The 15,149-nt window shown below is 61.7% G+C and carries 19 protein-coding genes; 10 read left to right on the plus strand and 9 right to left on the minus strand.

What is annotated here, in order from left to right; translation table 11 throughout:
- Positions 1-130: chorismate-binding protein (locus Q8Q83_RS08475; RefSeq protein ID WP_305622857.1), on the plus strand; the 130-nt coding region annotated here is incomplete at its 5' end.
- Between the two features lie 119 nt (positions 131-249).
- Here the strand turns inward: Q8Q83_RS08475 and thrH are convergent.
- A complete protein-coding gene (gene thrH / locus Q8Q83_RS08480; RefSeq protein ID WP_305622827.1) occupies positions 250-867 on the minus strand; it encodes a bifunctional phosphoserine phosphatase/homoserine phosphotransferase ThrH in 618 nt (205 codons plus the stop codon).
- A gap of 187 nt (positions 868-1,054) precedes the next feature.
- Between thrH and Q8Q83_RS08485 the strand changes: the two genes are divergently transcribed.
- A complete protein-coding gene (locus Q8Q83_RS08485; RefSeq protein ID WP_305622829.1) occupies positions 1,055-1,789 on the plus strand; it encodes a phosphoadenylyl-sulfate reductase in 735 nt (244 codons plus the stop codon).
- 63 nt (positions 1,790-1,852) lie between these two features.
- Here the strand turns inward: Q8Q83_RS08485 and Q8Q83_RS08490 are convergent, their stop codons facing one another.
- Positions 1,853-2,140, minus strand: coding sequence for a GNAT family N-acetyltransferase (locus Q8Q83_RS08490; protein ID WP_305622831.1), 288 nt, complete (start codon positions 2,138-2,140; stop codon positions 1,853-1,855).
- Positions 2,141-2,936: 796 nt separating this feature from the next.
- Between Q8Q83_RS08490 and oprI the strand changes: the two genes are divergently transcribed.
- On the plus strand, positions 2,937-3,188 hold the full coding sequence (oprI, locus tag Q8Q83_RS08495) for an outer membrane lipoprotei OprI (RefSeq protein ID WP_305622859.1): 252 nt from the start codon (positions 2,937-2,939) through the stop codon (positions 3,186-3,188).
- A gap of 144 nt (positions 3,189-3,332) precedes the next feature.
- Here the strand turns inward: oprI and Q8Q83_RS08500 are convergent, their stop codons facing one another.
- From Q8Q83_RS08500 to Q8Q83_RS08510, 3 genes are all read right to left on the minus strand, one after another.
- Entirely contained in the window at positions 3,333-4,286 is a 954-nt protein-coding gene (locus tag Q8Q83_RS08500; RefSeq protein WP_305622833.1) for a L,D-transpeptidase family protein, read from the minus strand.
- 81 nt (positions 4,287-4,367) lie between these two features.
- Positions 4,368-4,643 (minus strand): hypothetical protein, encoded by a 276-nt coding sequence (locus tag Q8Q83_RS08505; RefSeq protein ID WP_305622835.1) that lies wholly within the window; start codon positions 4,641-4,643, stop codon positions 4,368-4,370.
- Between the two features lie 58 nt (positions 4,644-4,701).
- The gene (locus tag Q8Q83_RS08510; RefSeq protein ID WP_305622861.1) at positions 4,702-5,307 is read right to left on the minus strand and encodes an arylesterase; all 606 of its coding nucleotides are present in this window, start codon (positions 5,305-5,307) and stop codon (positions 4,702-4,704) included.
- A 10-nt stretch (positions 5,308-5,317) separates the two neighbouring features.
- Here Q8Q83_RS08510 and Q8Q83_RS08515 point away from each other — a divergent pair, with 10 nt between their 5' ends.
- The 3 genes from Q8Q83_RS08515 to greB are packed head-to-tail and all read left to right on the plus strand — an operon-like array spanning position 5,318 to position 9,037.
- A complete protein-coding gene (locus tag Q8Q83_RS08515; RefSeq protein WP_305622837.1) occupies positions 5,318-6,001 on the plus strand; it encodes an ABC transporter ATP-binding protein in 684 nt (227 codons plus the stop codon).
- A complete protein-coding gene (locus Q8Q83_RS08520; protein WP_305622839.1) occupies positions 6,001-8,505 on the plus strand; it encodes an ABC transporter permease in 2,505 nt (834 codons plus the stop codon). The genes Q8Q83_RS08515 and Q8Q83_RS08520 overlap by 1 nt, the downstream gene beginning before the upstream one ends.
- Positions 8,506-8,539: 34 nt before the next feature.
- Positions 8,540-9,037, plus strand: coding sequence for a transcription elongation factor GreB (greB, locus tag Q8Q83_RS08525; protein ID WP_305622840.1), 498 nt, complete (start codon positions 8,540-8,542; stop codon positions 9,035-9,037).
- A gap of 141 nt (positions 9,038-9,178) precedes the next feature.
- Here the strand turns inward: greB and Q8Q83_RS08530 are convergent, their stop codons facing one another.
- Positions 9,179-10,219 carry a methyltransferase domain-containing protein gene (locus tag Q8Q83_RS08530; RefSeq protein WP_305622842.1) on the minus strand — a complete coding sequence of 347 codons (1,041 nt, stop codon included), beginning with the start codon at positions 10,217-10,219 and terminating at the stop codon, positions 9,179-9,181.
- A gap of 239 nt (positions 10,220-10,458) precedes the next feature.
- Between Q8Q83_RS08530 and Q8Q83_RS08535 the strand changes: the two genes are divergently transcribed.
- The gene (locus Q8Q83_RS08535) at positions 10,459-10,677 is read left to right on the plus strand and encodes a GDCCVxC domain-containing (seleno)protein (RefSeq protein ID WP_305622844.1); all 219 of its coding nucleotides are present in this window, start codon (positions 10,459-10,461) and stop codon (positions 10,675-10,677) included.
- 1 nt (position 10,678) lies between these two features.
- On the opposite strand, the gene Q8Q83_RS08540 is transcribed toward Q8Q83_RS08535, so the two are convergent.
- Positions 10,679-11,152 (minus strand): arsenate reductase ArsC, encoded by a 474-nt coding sequence (locus Q8Q83_RS08540; RefSeq protein ID WP_305622846.1) that lies wholly within the window; start codon positions 11,150-11,152, stop codon positions 10,679-10,681.
- A gap of 534 nt (positions 11,153-11,686) precedes the next feature.
- The gene (locus Q8Q83_RS08545; protein WP_305622848.1) at positions 11,687-12,010 is read right to left on the minus strand and encodes a hypothetical protein; all 324 of its coding nucleotides are present in this window, start codon (positions 12,008-12,010) and stop codon (positions 11,687-11,689) included.
- Between the two features lie 214 nt (positions 12,011-12,224).
- Between Q8Q83_RS08545 and Q8Q83_RS08550 the strand changes: the two genes are divergently transcribed.
- Complete coding sequence (locus Q8Q83_RS08550) at positions 12,225-12,947, plus strand: transglutaminase-like cysteine peptidase (RefSeq protein ID WP_305622850.1); 723 nt, start codon at positions 12,225-12,227, stop codon at positions 12,945-12,947.
- 113 nt (positions 12,948-13,060) lie between these two features.
- Here Q8Q83_RS08550 and Q8Q83_RS08555 read toward each other — a convergent pair whose 3' ends face one another.
- The gene (locus Q8Q83_RS08555) at positions 13,061-13,369 is read right to left on the minus strand and encodes a class I SAM-dependent methyltransferase (protein ID WP_305622852.1); all 309 of its coding nucleotides are present in this window, start codon (positions 13,367-13,369) and stop codon (positions 13,061-13,063) included.
- A 223-nt stretch (positions 13,370-13,592) separates the two neighbouring features.
- Here Q8Q83_RS08555 and thpR point away from each other — a divergent pair, with 223 nt between their 5' ends.
- On the plus strand, positions 13,593-14,108 hold the full coding sequence (gene thpR, locus Q8Q83_RS08560; protein WP_305622853.1) for an RNA 2',3'-cyclic phosphodiesterase: 516 nt from the start codon (positions 13,593-13,595) through the stop codon (positions 14,106-14,108).
- A 230-nt stretch (positions 14,109-14,338) separates the two neighbouring features.
- Positions 14,339-15,149, plus strand: an 811-nt coding sequence (locus Q8Q83_RS08565; RefSeq protein WP_305622855.1) for a triacylglycerol lipase, incomplete at its 3' end; no start/stop codon positions are given.

Here is a 15,149-nt window from a genome sequence, read left to right on the forward strand (position 1 = left end):
CAAGGACGGGCAAATCAGTTGCTGGGGCGGCGGCGGCATAGTCGCGGACTCGGACTGGCAGGCCGAATACCAGGAATCCATCACCAAGGTGAAGGTCTTGCTGGATACCCTGGAGCAGTTCTGCAACTGACAAAAGACTTCCGGGAGAAGTTTTTGACGTCGCCCTGCGACGGCCCGAAGGGTGGCGGCCATGGATAGCAGGCCACAAAAAAACCCGCGTCAGCGGGCTTTTTTGCACGAAGCGGTCCGTTACAGACTCAGCTCGCGGTTGGACGCCTTGAGAAACTCGCGCTTGAGGTCTTCGTAGGTGTGCACGGCCGGGAACTGCGGGAACTCGCGGATCACGTTGTCCGGCGCGTGGAACAGGATGCCGGCGTGGGCCTCGCCGAGCATGGTGGTGTCGTTGTACGAGTCGCCGGCGGCGATCACGCGGTAGTACAGGCTCTTGAAGGCGATCACCGACTGGCGCTTGGGGTCTTTCTGGCGCAGCTGGTAGCCCACCACCCGATCCGTCTCGTCGGTGATCAGCTTGTGACACAGCAGGGTCGGGAAGCCCAGCTGACGCATCAGCGGCTGGGAGAACTCGTAGAAGGTGTCGGAGAGGATCACCACCTGGAAGCGCTCGCGCAGCCAGTCGACGAATTCCACCGCGCCTTCCAGCGGCTTGAGGGTGGCAATCACTTCCTGGATATCGCGCAGCTTCAGGCCATGCTCATCGAGAATGCGCAGACGCTGCTGCATCAGCACGTCGTAGTCCGGAATATCCCGGGTGGTCGCTTTCAGCGATTCGATGCCAGTTTTTTCCGCGAAGGCGATCCAGATTTCCGGAACCAACACGCCTTCCAGGTCGAGACAAGCGATTTCCACAGGACACTCCTAGGTTGGACTCATAAAGAAGGCGGCACTCTAGCGACTCGATCCAGGCTGTGCAACGCAGCGCTTATACCCAAAATGCAGGTCGACTACGGCACTTGGATATTTAGCCGCATAACCTGCTTTTGCTACCATCGCCTCACAAGACGGTCGACGTCGCCATAACTAGGAATTCAGCCCGATGAGCCATCCCTTCGATGTAGCCGAACTGGCGGCGACTTACGCCAACAAGTCGCCCCAGGACATTCTCAAACTCGCCTTCGAGCATTTCGGCGATGAGCTGTGGATTTCCTTCAGCGGCGCCGAAGACGTGGTGCTGGTGGACATGGCCTGGAAGCTGAACAAGAACGTCAAGGTGTTCAGCCTGGACACCGGCCGCCTGCACCCCGAGACCTATCGCTTTATCGAGCAGGTGCGCGAGCACTACGGCATCGCCATCGAGGTGCTGTCCCCGGATGCCGCCGCGCTCGAGGCGATGGTCAAAGAGAAAGGCCTATTCAGCTTCTACAAGGACGGCCATGAAGAATGCTGCGGCATCCGCAAGATCGCCCCGCTGCGCCGCAAGCTGGCCACGGTCAAGGCCTGGGCCACCGGCCAGCGCCGCGATCAGAGCCCGGGCACGCGCAGCCAGGTCGCGGCGGTGGAAATCGATGGGGCGTTTTCCAGCGCCGAGCGGCCACTGTACAAGTTCAACCCCCTGGCGCAGATGAGCAGCGAAGACGTCTGGGCCTATATCCGCATGCTGGAAATCCCTTACAACAGCCTGCATGAGCGCGGCTTTATCAGCATCGGGTGCGAACCCTGCACCCGCCCCGTACTGCCCAACCAGCATGAGCGTGAGGGTCGCTGGTGGTGGGAAGAAGCCACGCAGAAAGAATGCGGTCTGCACGCCGGCAACCTGATCGCAAAAAGCTGATCCGGCAAAGCCGCAAAAAAATGCCAGTCATCGTGACTGGCATTTTTATGAGTCCTGCAGCACTCAGCTGGTGCTGGTGCTGGTGTGTCGTTCGCGGCGCAGCATATAGCGCTCCACATAGGAGCATGAGGGAATTACCGTATAACCCAGACGGTCGGCATACTGCAGGGCATGCTCGGTCAAGGCGGCGGCGATGCCGCGACCGCGCAGCGAGTTCGGCACAAAGGTGCGATAAATGTCCAAGGTCTGCTTGCCCAGATCCATATAGGCCAGGTAGGCGCGATTACCATCCACTGTGGTCTCGAATTGATGACCCGGCAGGTCATGGTGAATGGACAACATCTCGCTCATCGCAACTCCTCTGAAAACCCTTGGCCCGCTAGGGGCCGACACCTCGATTTCTCAACCGCAGCCGGCTGCTTTGCCCTAGCGCTAGACAACATCCATGCAGCTTATCAGGCCAACACAGGATCAGCCACGCCGAATCAATAGCTTAGAACAAACTCGGAATGGTGCTATAGAACGACATGGCCGCCAGGAGTTCAGTCTGTTAACGCCATAACCCCTGGCAAGCCTGGCATGGGTCAAGACCTTTGGCGAACTGAGCCAGGCGCATTGCCTGCCGCGCTTCCAGCAACCCCGCACTTGATCGAAGATAAACCGCACCGCGCGACCACCTGGAAGCGCCCGCCGAGGAAGTTCTCACCTATTGCTTGCGTTCGCAAAAGACCGCTAGCCAAGGTCATTCAACAAAGCACTCATGCATATTTTGACCTCACACCGCGTCCTTAGGCACAGCAATGCCGAGCGGGCAAACAACGTCATGCACGCCAATACACAGGCAGCCTATTTATATCCATCCGAACAACTTTGACCACGAGCACAACCACGGTTTTCCCCGCAGCAGGAATGCAAGCGCTTATAGCACGCAAAGTCTGTTGCGGGTCACAGTAGTCATTTTTCCTGTATATTTTTTAACCAATAACCCACTATTTTCAGCTAAAGGCTTCACTTAGTTGAAAAAAATATGCGGTGCTTGCCTTGCTTCCGTTTACTTACTACAGGTTACAGGTAGTATGTACGCCGGCTAATTTCCTAGGATTAGGAAATTGCTTTTATGGAAAAACTCCACCTCAAGGGGAACCCGATGAACAACGTTCTGAAACTTTCTGCTCTGGCATTGGCCGCTGTTCTGGCTACCGGTTGCAGCAGCATGTCCAAAGAAACTGAAGCTCGCCTGACTGCAACTGAAGATGCAGCTGCTCGCGCTCAAGCCCGTGCCGACGAAGCCTACCGTAAGGCTGATGACGCTCTGGCCGCTGCTCAGAAGGCTCAGCAAACTGCTGACGAAGCCAACGAGCGCGCTCTGCGTATGCTGGAAAAAGCTAGCCGTAAGTAATAGCCCCTCAAGGCTATGACAAGCCGACCCAGTTTCTGGGTCGGCTTTTTTATTGCCCGCTGCCTGACCTAAGCAATCTAGCGGGCAATAAAAAACCCGTTAGCGCTTACGCGTAACGGGTTCTGCAACAACACCTATTCGCTATCAGATAGCTGGCGCCGTAGTCGCCACAGCCTGCTCGGGCTGGGCTATCTCAACGGGCAAACCATCTTCGGCCGCCACCACTTCGCGCAGCATTTCCCAGTCCAGATGCAAATTGGCGAACTCGTCGTTCTTGAGCAACGCATTGATAACTGCAGTGTGCTTATCGACTACCGAGGCATCGCCGGTATCACTGAGGGGAGCATGCGCCTCCAGATAAACCTTGCCGCCACTGCGACCGAACTTGTACGGCTCATTGATGATGCGTACGGGAGTACCGACCGCCACCATCCCAGCCAACTTCAGGACGTTATGGTTGAGCATGCGAAAGCAACCGTGACTGACCCGCATGCCGATGCCGAACTTCTTGTTCGAACCATGGATCAGGTAACCGGGTGTCGACAAGCTCATCTTATAGGGACCCAGTGGGTTATCCGGACCTGGCGGCACAACACTCGGCAACGGATCGCCATCGGCAGCATGTTCTTCGCGGATCGACTGGGGCGGGCTCCAACTTGGATTCGGCGTCTTACCGGTGATACGCGCGTTGGTCACAGGCGAGCTCCAACCCTCACGGCCTATCCCCAGCGGGAAGGTGTGCACCACCTTGCCGCCTTTCGGGTAATAGTACATACGGTACTCGGCGAGGTTGATCACTATGCCTTCGCGCGGTCCCGGCGGCAGAATGAAACGCGTCGGCAGAATGATTTCATTGCCCTCGCCTGGCAACCAAGCGTCCACACCCGGGTTGGCTGCCACCATCTCCAGATAACCCAGGTCATTGGCCACGCCCAGATCCGCAAAGGTGTCCTCGTATTTGGCCTTGAGCACTTGCACCTGGCCAACGATGTCTTCACCCGGAGGCGGCAGAGGCCACTCCATGGCGGCGGCAGAACCCACGGCGAATAGCGTGGAGAGAGACAGGCAACGGCTGACGGCAAATGCACGCGACAACATCCGGGAATCCTTGACGATAATGACTGACAAAATTACTGGGCGATTGTACACCCAGGCCGCGCAATCGGGGAGGTTTGGCCATCAAGCCAAGGGCGGCCGCTCACCACGCCGCTGTGCATCCAGGGTCGCCCGGCAAGCTGGACACAAGCGTTTATCACGCAGCATCGGCTTATTCAGGTCGCGCCAGGCTGGCTGAGCTGGCAGCAGACCACCGCACAGGGTGCGATCGGCGAAACCACCCAACTCAAGCTGACGCGCCGACAGATGCACACGTACCTCACGACAGGCGAACAGATCGAGCTGCTCGTCTGGCTCGATCAGTTGATAGGCATGCAAAGACCAGGCAGGGCGCGGCATTGAGGGCTCCAGTGCGGGGGCGCCACATTAGCCGAAAGGCCGTGCGCAGAAAAGCCTGTCAGAGCAAAGGTTTTAGGCTCGACCAGAGATTTTCCAGCAGGATGGGCTGGGCCTGCGCCGCGGGGTGAATGCCGTCGTACTGCATCATGCCCGGCACGCCACCCACGCCCTCCAGCAAGAAAGGCACCAAGGAAGCGCCAGTATCTTTGGCAACTTTTGGGAACACCCGGGCAAAGGCCGTGGTGTAACGCACACCGTAATTAGGCGGCAGCTGCATGCCCAAAATCAGCACCTTGGCTCCCGCCTTTTGCGACTGCTCAACCATGGCCGCAAGATTCTGTTGCAATTGCGCCGGAGGTTGGCCGCGCAGCCCATCGTTGCCGCCCAGCTCGACGATCACCAGGCTCGGCCGATGCTCGGCAAGCAGCGCAGGCAGCCGCGCGACGCCGCCTGCACTGGTGTCACCGCTGAGCGAAGCGTTCACCACGCGGTGCGGATAACCCTGCTCGGCGAGGCGTTGTTCCAGCAAATGCACCCAACCCTGGCTGCTATCCAGGCCAAAAGCCGCGCTGATACTATCGCCGACGACCAGCAGGGTACCTGCCAGCGCGGTCTGCCCCCACAACAGCAAGCCAAGGGCAGCACTGATCAGCCATGCACGCATCGGATTCCCCATGAGCTCAAAGATTCTTACCGCGCGCAACCTTAGCAAAGTGGTTAGTAGCACGGAAGGCGAGCTGACCATACTCCAGGATCTATCCCTCGAGCTGACGTCAGGCGACAGCCTGGCCATTGTCGGCAGTTCCGGCTCGGGCAAGTCGACCCTGCTCGGGCTGCTCGCCGGCCTCGACCTGCCAAGCGGCGGCAGCGTGCTGCTGGCCGGGCATGACCTGGGCCAGCTCGACGAGGATCAACGCGCTCGGGTGCGGGCCGAGCACGTGGGTTTCGTCTTTCAGTCCTTCCAGCTGCTCGACAGCCTCAACGCCCTGGAAAACGTCATGCTGCCGCTGGAGCTGGAAGGCCATGACGATGCCCGCCAACGCGCCCGCGCCCTGCTAGAGCGGGTCGGCCTGGGCCACCGCCTGAGCCACTACCCTCGTCAGCTGTCTGGCGGTGAGCAACAGCGCGTGGCCATCGCCCGCGCCTTTGTCGCCGAGCCGGCCGTGCTGTTTGCCGACGAACCCACCGGCAACCTCGACAGCCACACCGGCGAGCGCATCAGCGACCTGCTGTTCGAACTGAACCAGGAACGTGGCGCCACCCTGGTTCTGGTCAGTCACGACGAGCGCCTGGCCCACCGCTGCCAACGCCTAATTCGCCTGGAAGGCGGCCACCTGGTCGACCACGTGGAACCCTGATGCAGTCCCTGCCCTTGGCTCGACTGCTGTCGCTGGCCGGCCGCCAGCTGCTGCGCGATGCGCGGGCCGGCGAGCTGCGCGTGCTGTTCTTCGCCCTGCTGACTGCCGTCGCCGCCAGCACCGCGATCGGCTATTTCAGCGCCCGCCTGAACGACGGCATGCTGTTGCGCGCCACCGAGTTTCTCGCCGCCGACCTGCGCCTGACCAGCAGCTCGGCCAATACCGCGCAGCAGATCGACGCGGGTACGCAACTGGGCCTCGAGCATGCCCAGTTGGTGGAGTTTTCCAGCGTGGTCGCCAGCGACGCCGGCATCCAGTTGGCCAGCGTCAAAGCCGCCGATAGCGCCTACCCGCTGCGCGGCCAACTGAAGAGCGCCGCCGCCCTGTATGAAGCGGAACAGATAGGCCCGGGCCCACAACCCGGCGAAGCCTGGGCCGAAGCACGCCTGTTTGTCGCGCTCAACCTCAAGCCCGGCGATAAGGTCGAGGTGGGCGCCAAGACCCTGCGCCTGACTCGATTACTGACTTTTCTGCCGGATGAAGCCGGCGACTTCTACAGCCTGACGCCGCACCTACTGATGCACCTGGATGACCTGCCTGCCACAGGCGTGGTGCAACCCGGCAGCCGAGTCAGGTATCAGGAGCTCTGGCGCGGCCCAGCCAAGGCCTTGGCCGCCTATCGCCGAGCCATAGGCCCGACCCTGGCAGCCAATCAACACCTGGAAGATGCCAAGGACGGCAATCGTCAGGTCGGCAACGCCCTGGGGCGCGCCGAGCGCTACCTGAACCTGGCCAGCCTGGCCGCCGTGTTGTTGGCCGGCGTGGCCGTGGCGCTGTCGGCGACGCGTTTTGCCGCGCGGCGCTTCGATGCCAGCGCGCTGCTGCGCTGCCTGGGCTTGTCCCGTAAGCAGGCGCTGGGCCTGTTCAGCCTGCAACTGGCGCTACTGGGCATCGGCGCCAGCCTGGTCGGCGCCCTGCTCGGCTGGCTGGCGCAACTGGCGCTGTTCGCCCTCTTGCAGGACTTGTTGCCGGCGCAGATACCGCCGGGCGGTCTCTGGCCTGCCCTGGCGGGTATGGCCACCGGCTTGGTCGCCCTCGCCGGCTTTGCCCTGCCGCCGCTGGCGGCCTTGGGCCGCGTGCCGCCGCTGCGGGTGCTGCGCCGCGACTTGCTGCCGCTGCCGGCCAGCTCCTGGCTGGTCTATGGCGCGGCATTGCTGGCCCTGGGCCTGATCATGTGGCGTCTGAGCCTGGACCTGCAGCTGACCCTGGCCCTGCTCGGTGGCGGCCTGGTCAGCGCCCTGCTACTCGGCGGCCTCCTGCTGCTCGGCCTGCGAAGCTTGCGCCGCCTGCTGGCCAGCGCCGCCCTGCCCTGGCGCCTGGGCCTGGGCCAACTGCTGCGGCATCCGCTGGCGGCGGCCGGGCAAGCCCTGGCCTTTGGCCTGATCATCCTGGCCATGTCTCTGATCGCCCTGCTGCGTGGCGAGTTGCTGGACAGCTGGCAGGAGCAGCTGCCGGAACAGGCGCCCAATCACTTCGCCCTGAATATCTTGCCGGCCGAGCAGGAGGCTTTTGCCGCACGCCTGGCCGAGTTGTCGCCGCACCCCGCGCCGCTGTTTCCCGTGGTGCCGGGGCGCTTGGTCATGATCAATGGCGAACCGGTGCGGCAGATCGTCAGCAAGGATTCCCAGGGCGAGCGCGCCATTCGCCGCGATCTGAGCCTGACTTGGGCCAGCGAACTGCCGGCCGACAACCAATTGATCGCGGGCAGCTGGTGGGATCGGCAGCCGGCCGCTCAACTGCCCGGCGTCTCGGTGGAGTCCGAGCTGGCCGAGAACCTCAAACTCAAGCTGGGCGACCGCCTGAGTTTCAGCATCGGCGGCCTCAACCGCGATGCAGTCGTGACCAGCCTGCGCGACGTCGACTGGAATAACTTCCAGCCCAACTTCTATATGATTTTCCAGCCCGGCACCTTGCAGGACCTGCCGCTGACCTACCTGACCAGTTTCTATCTGCCGCCGCAGCACGAACGCCAGCTGGTCGAACTGTCGCGCGCCTTCCCGGCTGTCACCTTGCTGCAAGTCGAAGCCTTGCTGGCGCAACTGCGCAGCATCCTCGCCCAGGTCACCCTGGCCATCGAATTCGTCCTCTTGTTCGTCCTCGCCGCCGGCCTGGCCGTGCTGTTCGCCGGCCTGCAGGCCACCCTGGATGAGCGCATTCGCCAGGGCGCCTTGCTGCGCGCCCTGGGCGCCGAACGCCGTCTGCTGGTCAAGGCCAGACGCAGCGAGTTCGGCCTGCTCGGCGCGGCCAGTGGTCTGCTGGCGGCGTTTGGCTGCGAGTTGATCAGCTTCGTGCTGTACCGCTTCGCCTTCGAGCTGGTCTGGCAGCCCCATCCCTGGTTGCTGCTGTTGCCCCTGCTCGGCGCACTGCTAGTGGGCAGCGCCGGCGTACTGGGCACCCGCCGCGCCTTGAATGTCAGCCCGCTGACGGTGCTGCGCGAGGGCTGATAGACTCAGCCCTCATTCGCCACACAGCAGCCCCATGAGTCGCTATCGCCCTCCCCGCTCCGCCGGCACCCCACTGATCACCCCCGAAGGCGAGGCGCGCCTGCGCGCCGAGCTGCATGAGTTGTGGCACGTGCGCCGCCCCCAGGTCACCCAGTCGGTCAGCGAAGCCGCGGCGCAAGGCGACCGCTCGGAGAACGCCGAGTACACCTATGGCAAGAAGATGTTGCGCGAGATCGACAGCCGCGTGCGTTTTCTGACCAAGCGCCTGGAAAACCTCAAGGTGGTCAGCGCCCGCCCCAGCGACCCCGACAAGGTCTATTTCGGCGCCTGGGTGACCCTGGAAGATGAGGACGGCAGCGAGTCGCGCTACCGCATAGTCGGCCCGGACGAGCTGGACCTGAAAAACAACCTGATCAGCATCGACTCGCCCCTGGCCCGGGCCCTGGTGGGCAAAAACCTGGACGCCGAGGTGCGGGTACAGACCCCAACGGGTGAGAAAACCTGGTATCTGGTTGCGATTGATTACCCTTAGCAACCTGTCCGAGAATAGCAATTGACTGCAAATTGTAGGTTGGCGCTGAGGAACGAAGCCCAACAAAGTCAGCATGTTGGGCTTCGCGGAGCTCAGCCCAACCTACATCTCGGACAGGTTCCTAGAACCCTCACCGGCTTCTTAGCAGCAACTGGCCGCGGCTGCCGTGGCGCTCGGCTGGTCGAACGGCAAGCTGCCGCCGCAGCCCGCGAACAGGCCGAAGTGGCGGCTGAAGTCGCCGATAAACTGGAAGTGCGCGGCGAAACGGCTGTCCTTGAGCATGCGCCAGGTATTGCCGCAAACAGGAAAGACCCGCCCGGTCTCGATGCGGTGGTGCTTGTCCAGCACAAAGGCCGCGACCGCGCCGGGAATACTGCCCTGGTAGATCACCGCCTGGCCATGGTCCTCGCAAGCCGGCTCAAGGCCATCGAGCTTGAACAGGCGGTAGGTGGCGGAGAAGAAACGCGCATCCCCGAGCTTTTCCGCCAGGCGTGGATCGTCCACTGTGATAGGTCGATCCTCGACCAGCCGCGGGTCACTGAAACCATGGCGACGGGCGAGATTCTCGAAGTCGTTCCAGTACAGCGCACCGCCCAGGCATTCGCCATAGAGCACCTCGTCCTGACGCAGTTCGGCGGCCAGCCGGCGGTCGGCGTACACATCGGAGAAGTACAGCTCGCCACCCGGCTTGAGCAGGCGATAGGCCTCGCGCAGCACGCTGTCCTTGTCCGGCGACAGGTTGATCACGCAGTTGGAGACGATCACATCGAAGCTGGCGTCGGCCAGCTCCAGGGTGGCCAGGTCTTCGATATAACCCTGGCGGAACTCCACATTGGCATAGCCGAATTGCTCGGCATGGTAGTCCAGATGGGCCTTCGCCAGTTCAAGCTGCTCGGCGGTCATGTCCACACCGAGCACCGAGCCTTGCGCCCCGACCAGTTGCGCCAAGACATAGCAGTCACGCCCCGAGCCGCTGCCCAGGTCGAGCACCCGGCAGCCTTCCAGCAGCGCCGGTGCGACCAGGCCGCAGCCGTAGTAACGCGCGCTGACCTCTGGATGCACCTTGGCCAACAAGGGCTTGAGCCAGGCCGGCATACTGGACAGATCGCAGCAGGCGCTGGTCTTCAGATCCCCGCTGTTTTGCAGGACCTTGCCGTAGTAGTTCTGTACCGATTCGTGCATGAGTTACCTCTGTACGCTGGAGCCATGCCGTGAGTCTGCACGATGGCAGAGCAAAGTCGCTTGCGGGTGTGCCGAGCAGATTGTCAGCCACCCACTAGATGAAAAATCTGCCTGGGTTACAGCTCAGGCTTTATCCTGCAGCAATCGATCCTCATCGTGCCGCCCAAGCAGCAGCCTGCTGTTGATTGAGGCGGCCGGCAAGGCGGCCTAGCCATCCAGCCTGTCGGGAGAATGACAAGATGGCGGACGCAATCATTCTGCGCTCCATGCTGACGTGCCCGCACTGCGGCTTCAGCAAGCTGGAAACTATGCCCACCGACGCCTGCCAGTATTTCTATGAATGCACCCACTGCAAGGTGTTGCTGCGCCCGTCTCCTGGAAATTGCTGCGTATTCTGCTCCTTTGGCTCGGTTAAATGTCCCCCGGTCCAGAAGCAAGGTGATTGCTGCGGGTCATGACTCAGGGCATCTGACCTATGGCCTGCAGCGCGCCACTTAACGCCTGTGGGTCGAGGTGCTGCAGTGGCAGTTGCAGGAAGCGCCTGACCCGCCGCTGAATGTGCTGTAGCGTGGCATCGAAAACCGCGTCGATCTCCACCTGGGAGCTGCCTTGTGCGGCAGGATCGGGCACCCCCCAGTGCGCCCTGAGCGCGCCGTCAAAGTAGGCAGGGCATGGCTCGGCGGCGGCATTGTCACACAGGGTAATCACCAGATCCGGTTGCAACTTCTTATGCACTGCATGAGATTTGCTGTGCAAACCATCCGACAGGATGCCGGCACGCTGCAACGCCTGCAGGCTTTGCGGATGAACCCAGCCGCAGGGTTTGCTGCCGGCGCTGTAGGCGCGCATGTCCTCAGGCGCCAGATGATTGAAGACGGCCTCGGCGAGGATGCTACGGCAACTGTTGGCGGTGCAGAGAAAGAGAATATTCATAGCGCACTCAAGTCAAAACCAATGTTGGGTAAGCTGTTGGGTATTAAGCCGTTCACTCTTCCTGGGCCTGGCTCGGCGCCCAACCCAGGCCATAAGCGAATATAGTCCACTCGCGCTGAGCACCCGCGACCCGTCCGCGCTCAGGGTTTATCGCGTTGTGAGGTAGCGCTTAACGGAGTGTCGCTGGGGATAAGCAAGATCATCGGCACACTGCACAATCTAGTGCCGATCGAGGCATCCGCTTCCCTTCTGAGAGAAGATCAGCGGTTTTGTTACAGCACGGCCCTCAACCGGATAATCCACGCCCGCTTTGCTGGCCCCTAACAGGTAACTGGTTCCCCTCCTCGGCACCGAGTTGGCTGACGATACCCTGCAGCAAACCTGGCTAAGGACTCTTGCCGCAATCGCCATCTCCCAGCGCTGAGGCGCACAGCCATAGCCCATCGATTAGGTGGCACGTCCCTGTGCCATGGGGTGGAGACACCGGCTTAGTTGGCATCTCTCCCCTAGGGTTATAGAGCAAGCGGCCTGCCATTAATGTGGGCTGCCATAGAGTTCCCTGTCCTGCAGGATAGGCGACCTGAAACTTGGCTCTGGCTTGCTCTCAAGCTGCTGCTCGACGCTGTTCCCTGCTGCGGTGGGCTGCTCTTTCATCAGTTGCGCAAAACGCTCACCCTCATCCGAGGCCTCAGGCTGGCTGGCCTGCGCTTGCATGCGTTGCTGGTTGAACATCAGCCGTTCGCCACCACCTTCTGCCAGCAGCAACTGCGGCCCCTGGTTGAAGCCAACACCCCTCACCTCTGCGGCCTGCACCGAAGTCAAACTTGTACCCACAAGCAGAGCGGTCAGCGCAGTCATACCTACTATCGATTTCATAGCGGCATCCTCCTAGATGCTTCCTTTGCATTAATTAGAGTACTGCCGAGGTGCTTCGTTACAAAGCAACCTGTCGGGTCGCAGTCGCCCAACTGACAGACGTACCTTGCCCGCGGATAGGCCGAGGCCTTATGGTGCGCTTGCCTGTTGAGGTCACCCAGCCGGTAATCTCTTGTCACACATTCAGGAGCGCCGCTTGATAGGGTTGCACTTCTTCGTCTTGCTGCTATTGGCTCGCCGCCGACAAGTGCTGGCGGGCCTTCTATTCAGCAGCGGCCTGATCCTGGGAACGGCGCACGCCACGCCCCATCCAACAACAGGCCATGACGATAAGCAGGCGTCACAGCACCTGCATGACTGGCAGTCGCTGCTTAAGCACTCCATGCAGTTAAGCGACGCGGAAAAACTGCAGGTGGTCAATGCGTTCTTCAATAGCCAAATTCGCTATGGCGAAGACCAGGACCTGTGGGAGCAAAGCGACTACTGGGCTTCCCCATGGGAAACCCTCGAGCTAGGTGCCGGTGACTGCGAAGACTTTGCCCTGGCCAAGTACTTTACCCTGCGCCTGCTGGGTATTTCCGAAGAACAGCTACGTCTTGTCTACACCACGCTGAGCCAGACCAAGCAGGCCCATATGGTTTTAGGCTATTGGCCGGAGGCTGGCGGCGAGCCCGTACTGCTGGATAATCTCGACCCGCAAATCCTTCCGCTGGCGCAGCGCCAGGACCTGCAGATGCAGTTCGCCTTCGGGGCCCGTCACCTGTATCGACTCGACCGCAACCATTTGCTCGCAGTCGGCAGCATAGAACTGCTGCCCAGCTGGCAAGCGCTGCTGATGAAGATGAAGCATGCATTGCTGCCTTTCACCCCAAGCATTCAGCTAGCCGCAGAAGGGCGGCGCTTGCGGCGAAATAGCTAAATGCCTGTGCGTTAACCGCCAGCAAGCCTTGGCGGTTTATCGGAAATCTCCCTTGCGCTGCCATTGGCAGGCTATTCGCTCGGCTGTCGACCTCGGCCATCCGGCCAAGCGCTTCAGCGCCGGGTAATCAGCCCCTGCCTGGCCACCCGGATCAGTTGCCGCACGCTTTCAGCCAACTGCTCGGCACTGGGCGCCTGCAACACGGCCAGGTCGAAGCTGTTGCTGGCAAAGCGCGCCAGGGACTCGCCGTCACGCACGAACTGGATCAGAAAGGTCCGCGGCCCGACCCAGCGCTTGGGCCAACCTTCGAGGTAGCGCAACAAGGTCGGCTGGTGGCTGCCGCCGAGGAGGATTTTCGGGTTACGCAGAATAGGCCCGCTGGTGATAGGGGCCAAACGAATAAGCGGTTGGGGACAGATCATGCCGGTGTCTCCGCCTCATTAATTCCGCTGGGCAGCGGTGAGAGGCGACACCGAACCAGCGCTTTAGCGGTATTTCGAAGTCTCCGAGGAGTGCTTCTCAGGCCCTCGCATCAGCAAGTCAGCCGGCGCCCCGCAAGTAGCTGTTTAAATCGGCGCATGGGTCGGCATCCTAGAGAAGCTTGCGCAATACTGTCAAGACGGCCCCTTTTAGCCGAGCCAACCGATGCCAGCAGATAGCTTGCGCCTGTTCTTCGCCTTGGGCTGCCCGCCCGAATTGGCCGCGGCCATTGCCGCCTGGCGCGATCAACTGCAGCTGCCGGGTCGGCCAATAGCCATAGCCAATCTGCACCTGACCCTGGCGTTTATCGGCCAGCTACCCCTCCTGCGACTGGTGGCATTGCAAGAACTCGCCGCGCAACTACAGGCGCCTGCGTTCGAACTGCACCTGGATCAGCTGGGCCGCTTTCGCAATGGCCTGCTGTACCTGACCCCCAGCCAACCGCCCGACGCCTTGCTGAGCCTGGCCGAGCAACTGCGCGAGGCGCTGCTGGATGCCGGCATCAGCCAGCAAAGCCGGCCCTACCATGCCCACCTGAGCCTGATGCGCCACTGCCCCATGCAGCAGCTCGACGCCAGCCCATCCTTCGATTGGTCGGTGCGCCATTTTGCCCTGTTTGCCTCCGAACCAGCCGCCAACGGCAGGCTCTATCGGCAGCTGCAACACTGGTCATTGGGGTGAAATGACCAGGTCTGAGGTTTCACCGCGTAACAAGCGGGCCTAAACGACAGGCCCACCGCGGCCTTTGCTCAGTTACTCAAGCGCCCGACGCAGAGCGCTGCGAGCGACAAACCGAAGAACTGGCATGCTTTCTGCGCTACCCCTGGCGCCGATGTATGCGCCACAGGATGGGCGTGACGGCTGCAAGGAGTGCCCATATCGCCTGACTCATATCCCTTGCGAGAGCACCCATGAACGACAAAAACAACAATAAAACTCTGCTCGCCCTCTGCCTGGGAGCCGGCCTGTTGGCTTCCGGCCCCAGTCATGCCTTCTGGTTCGGCTCCTCCGGCTACACCCAGACCAAGTACCCGATAGTGCTCGCCCACGGCATGCTCGGTTTCGACAGCCTTCTCGGGGTCGACTACTGGTATGCCATACCCGGGGCGCTGCGCAGCGACGGTGCCAGCGTCTACGTCACCGAAGTCAGCCAACTCGATACCTCTGGAGCCCGTGGCGAACAGCTGCTGGAACAGGTGGAAGAAATCGTCGCCATCAGCGGCAAGCCCAAGGTCAACCTGATCGGCCACAGCCATGGCGGCCCGACCATTCGCTATGTCGCCGCGGTCAGCCCCAACCTGATCGCCTCGGCCACCAGCGTCGGCGCGCCGCATAAAGGCTCGGCCACCGCCGACTTTATCCGCCAGGTTCCCCCTGGTTCGGCCGGCGAGACCCTGCTGGCGGGAATAGTCAACGGCCTGGGCACGCTGATCAACTTCCTCTCCGGCAGTTCCAGCAGCTCGCCGCAGAACGCCCTGGGTTCCCTGGAGTCGCTGAACAGCCAGGGCGCTGCCGTATTCAACGCCAAGTTCCCCCAAGGCATCCCGACCAGCGCCTGCGGCGAAGGTGCCTACAGCGTGAACGGGGTGCGTTACTACTCCTGGAGCGGTACCAGCCCGGTGACCAATCTGCTCGACCCCAGCGACCTGCTGCTGGGCGCCAGCGCCCTGACCTTCAACGGAGCGGAGAATGACGGTCTGGTCGGTCGCTGCAGCTCGCATA

It is taken from the genome of Pseudomonas sp., assembly GCF_030696055.1.
Classification (GTDB): Bacteria; Pseudomonadota; Gammaproteobacteria; order Pseudomonadales; family Pseudomonadaceae; genus Aquipseudomonas.

Excerpts from the sequence above, each read along its gene's own strand:
- Q8Q83_RS08535 (WP_305622844.1), top strand. The coding sequence starts at position 10,459 with ATGGCGGACGCAATCATTCTGCGCTCCATGCTGACGTGCCCGCACTGC.
- oprI (WP_305622859.1), top strand. The coding sequence starts at position 2,937 with ATGAACAACGTTCTGAAACTTTCTGCTCTGGCATTGGCCGCTGTTCTG.
- Q8Q83_RS08505 (WP_305622835.1), bottom strand. The coding sequence starts at position 4,643 with ATGCCGCGCCCTGCCTGGTCTTTGCATGCCTATCAACTGATCGAGCCA.
- Q8Q83_RS08530 (WP_305622842.1), bottom strand. The coding sequence starts at position 10,219 with ATGCACGAATCGGTACAGAACTACTACGGCAAGGTCCTGCAAAACAGC.
- Q8Q83_RS08520 (WP_305622839.1), top strand. The coding sequence starts at position 6,001 with ATGCAGTCCCTGCCCTTGGCTCGACTGCTGTCGCTGGCCGGCCGCCAG.
- thpR (WP_305622853.1), top strand. The coding sequence starts at position 13,593 with ATGCCAGCAGATAGCTTGCGCCTGTTCTTCGCCTTGGGCTGCCCGCCC.
- Q8Q83_RS08540 (WP_305622846.1), bottom strand. The coding sequence starts at position 11,152 with ATGAATATTCTCTTTCTCTGCACCGCCAACAGTTGCCGTAGCATCCTC.
- Q8Q83_RS08545 (WP_305622848.1), bottom strand. The coding sequence starts at position 12,010 with ATGACTGCGCTGACCGCTCTGCTTGTGGGTACAAGTTTGACTTCGGTG.
- greB (WP_305622840.1), top strand. The coding sequence starts at position 8,540 with ATGAGTCGCTATCGCCCTCCCCGCTCCGCCGGCACCCCACTGATCACC.
- Q8Q83_RS08515 (WP_305622837.1), top strand. The coding sequence starts at position 5,318 with ATGAGCTCAAAGATTCTTACCGCGCGCAACCTTAGCAAAGTGGTTAGT.
- Q8Q83_RS08490 (WP_305622831.1), bottom strand. The coding sequence starts at position 2,140 with ATGAGCGAGATGTTGTCCATTCACCATGACCTGCCGGGTCATCAATTC.
- Q8Q83_RS08485 (WP_305622829.1), top strand. The coding sequence starts at position 1,055 with ATGAGCCATCCCTTCGATGTAGCCGAACTGGCGGCGACTTACGCCAAC.
- Q8Q83_RS08500 (WP_305622833.1), bottom strand. The coding sequence starts at position 4,286 with ATGTTGTCGCGTGCATTTGCCGTCAGCCGTTGCCTGTCTCTCTCCACG.
- Q8Q83_RS08510 (WP_305622861.1), bottom strand. The coding sequence starts at position 5,307 with ATGCGTGCATGGCTGATCAGTGCTGCCCTTGGCTTGCTGTTGTGGGGG.
- Q8Q83_RS08555 (WP_305622852.1), bottom strand. The coding sequence starts at position 13,369 with ATGATCTGTCCCCAACCGCTTATTCGTTTGGCCCCTATCACCAGCGGG.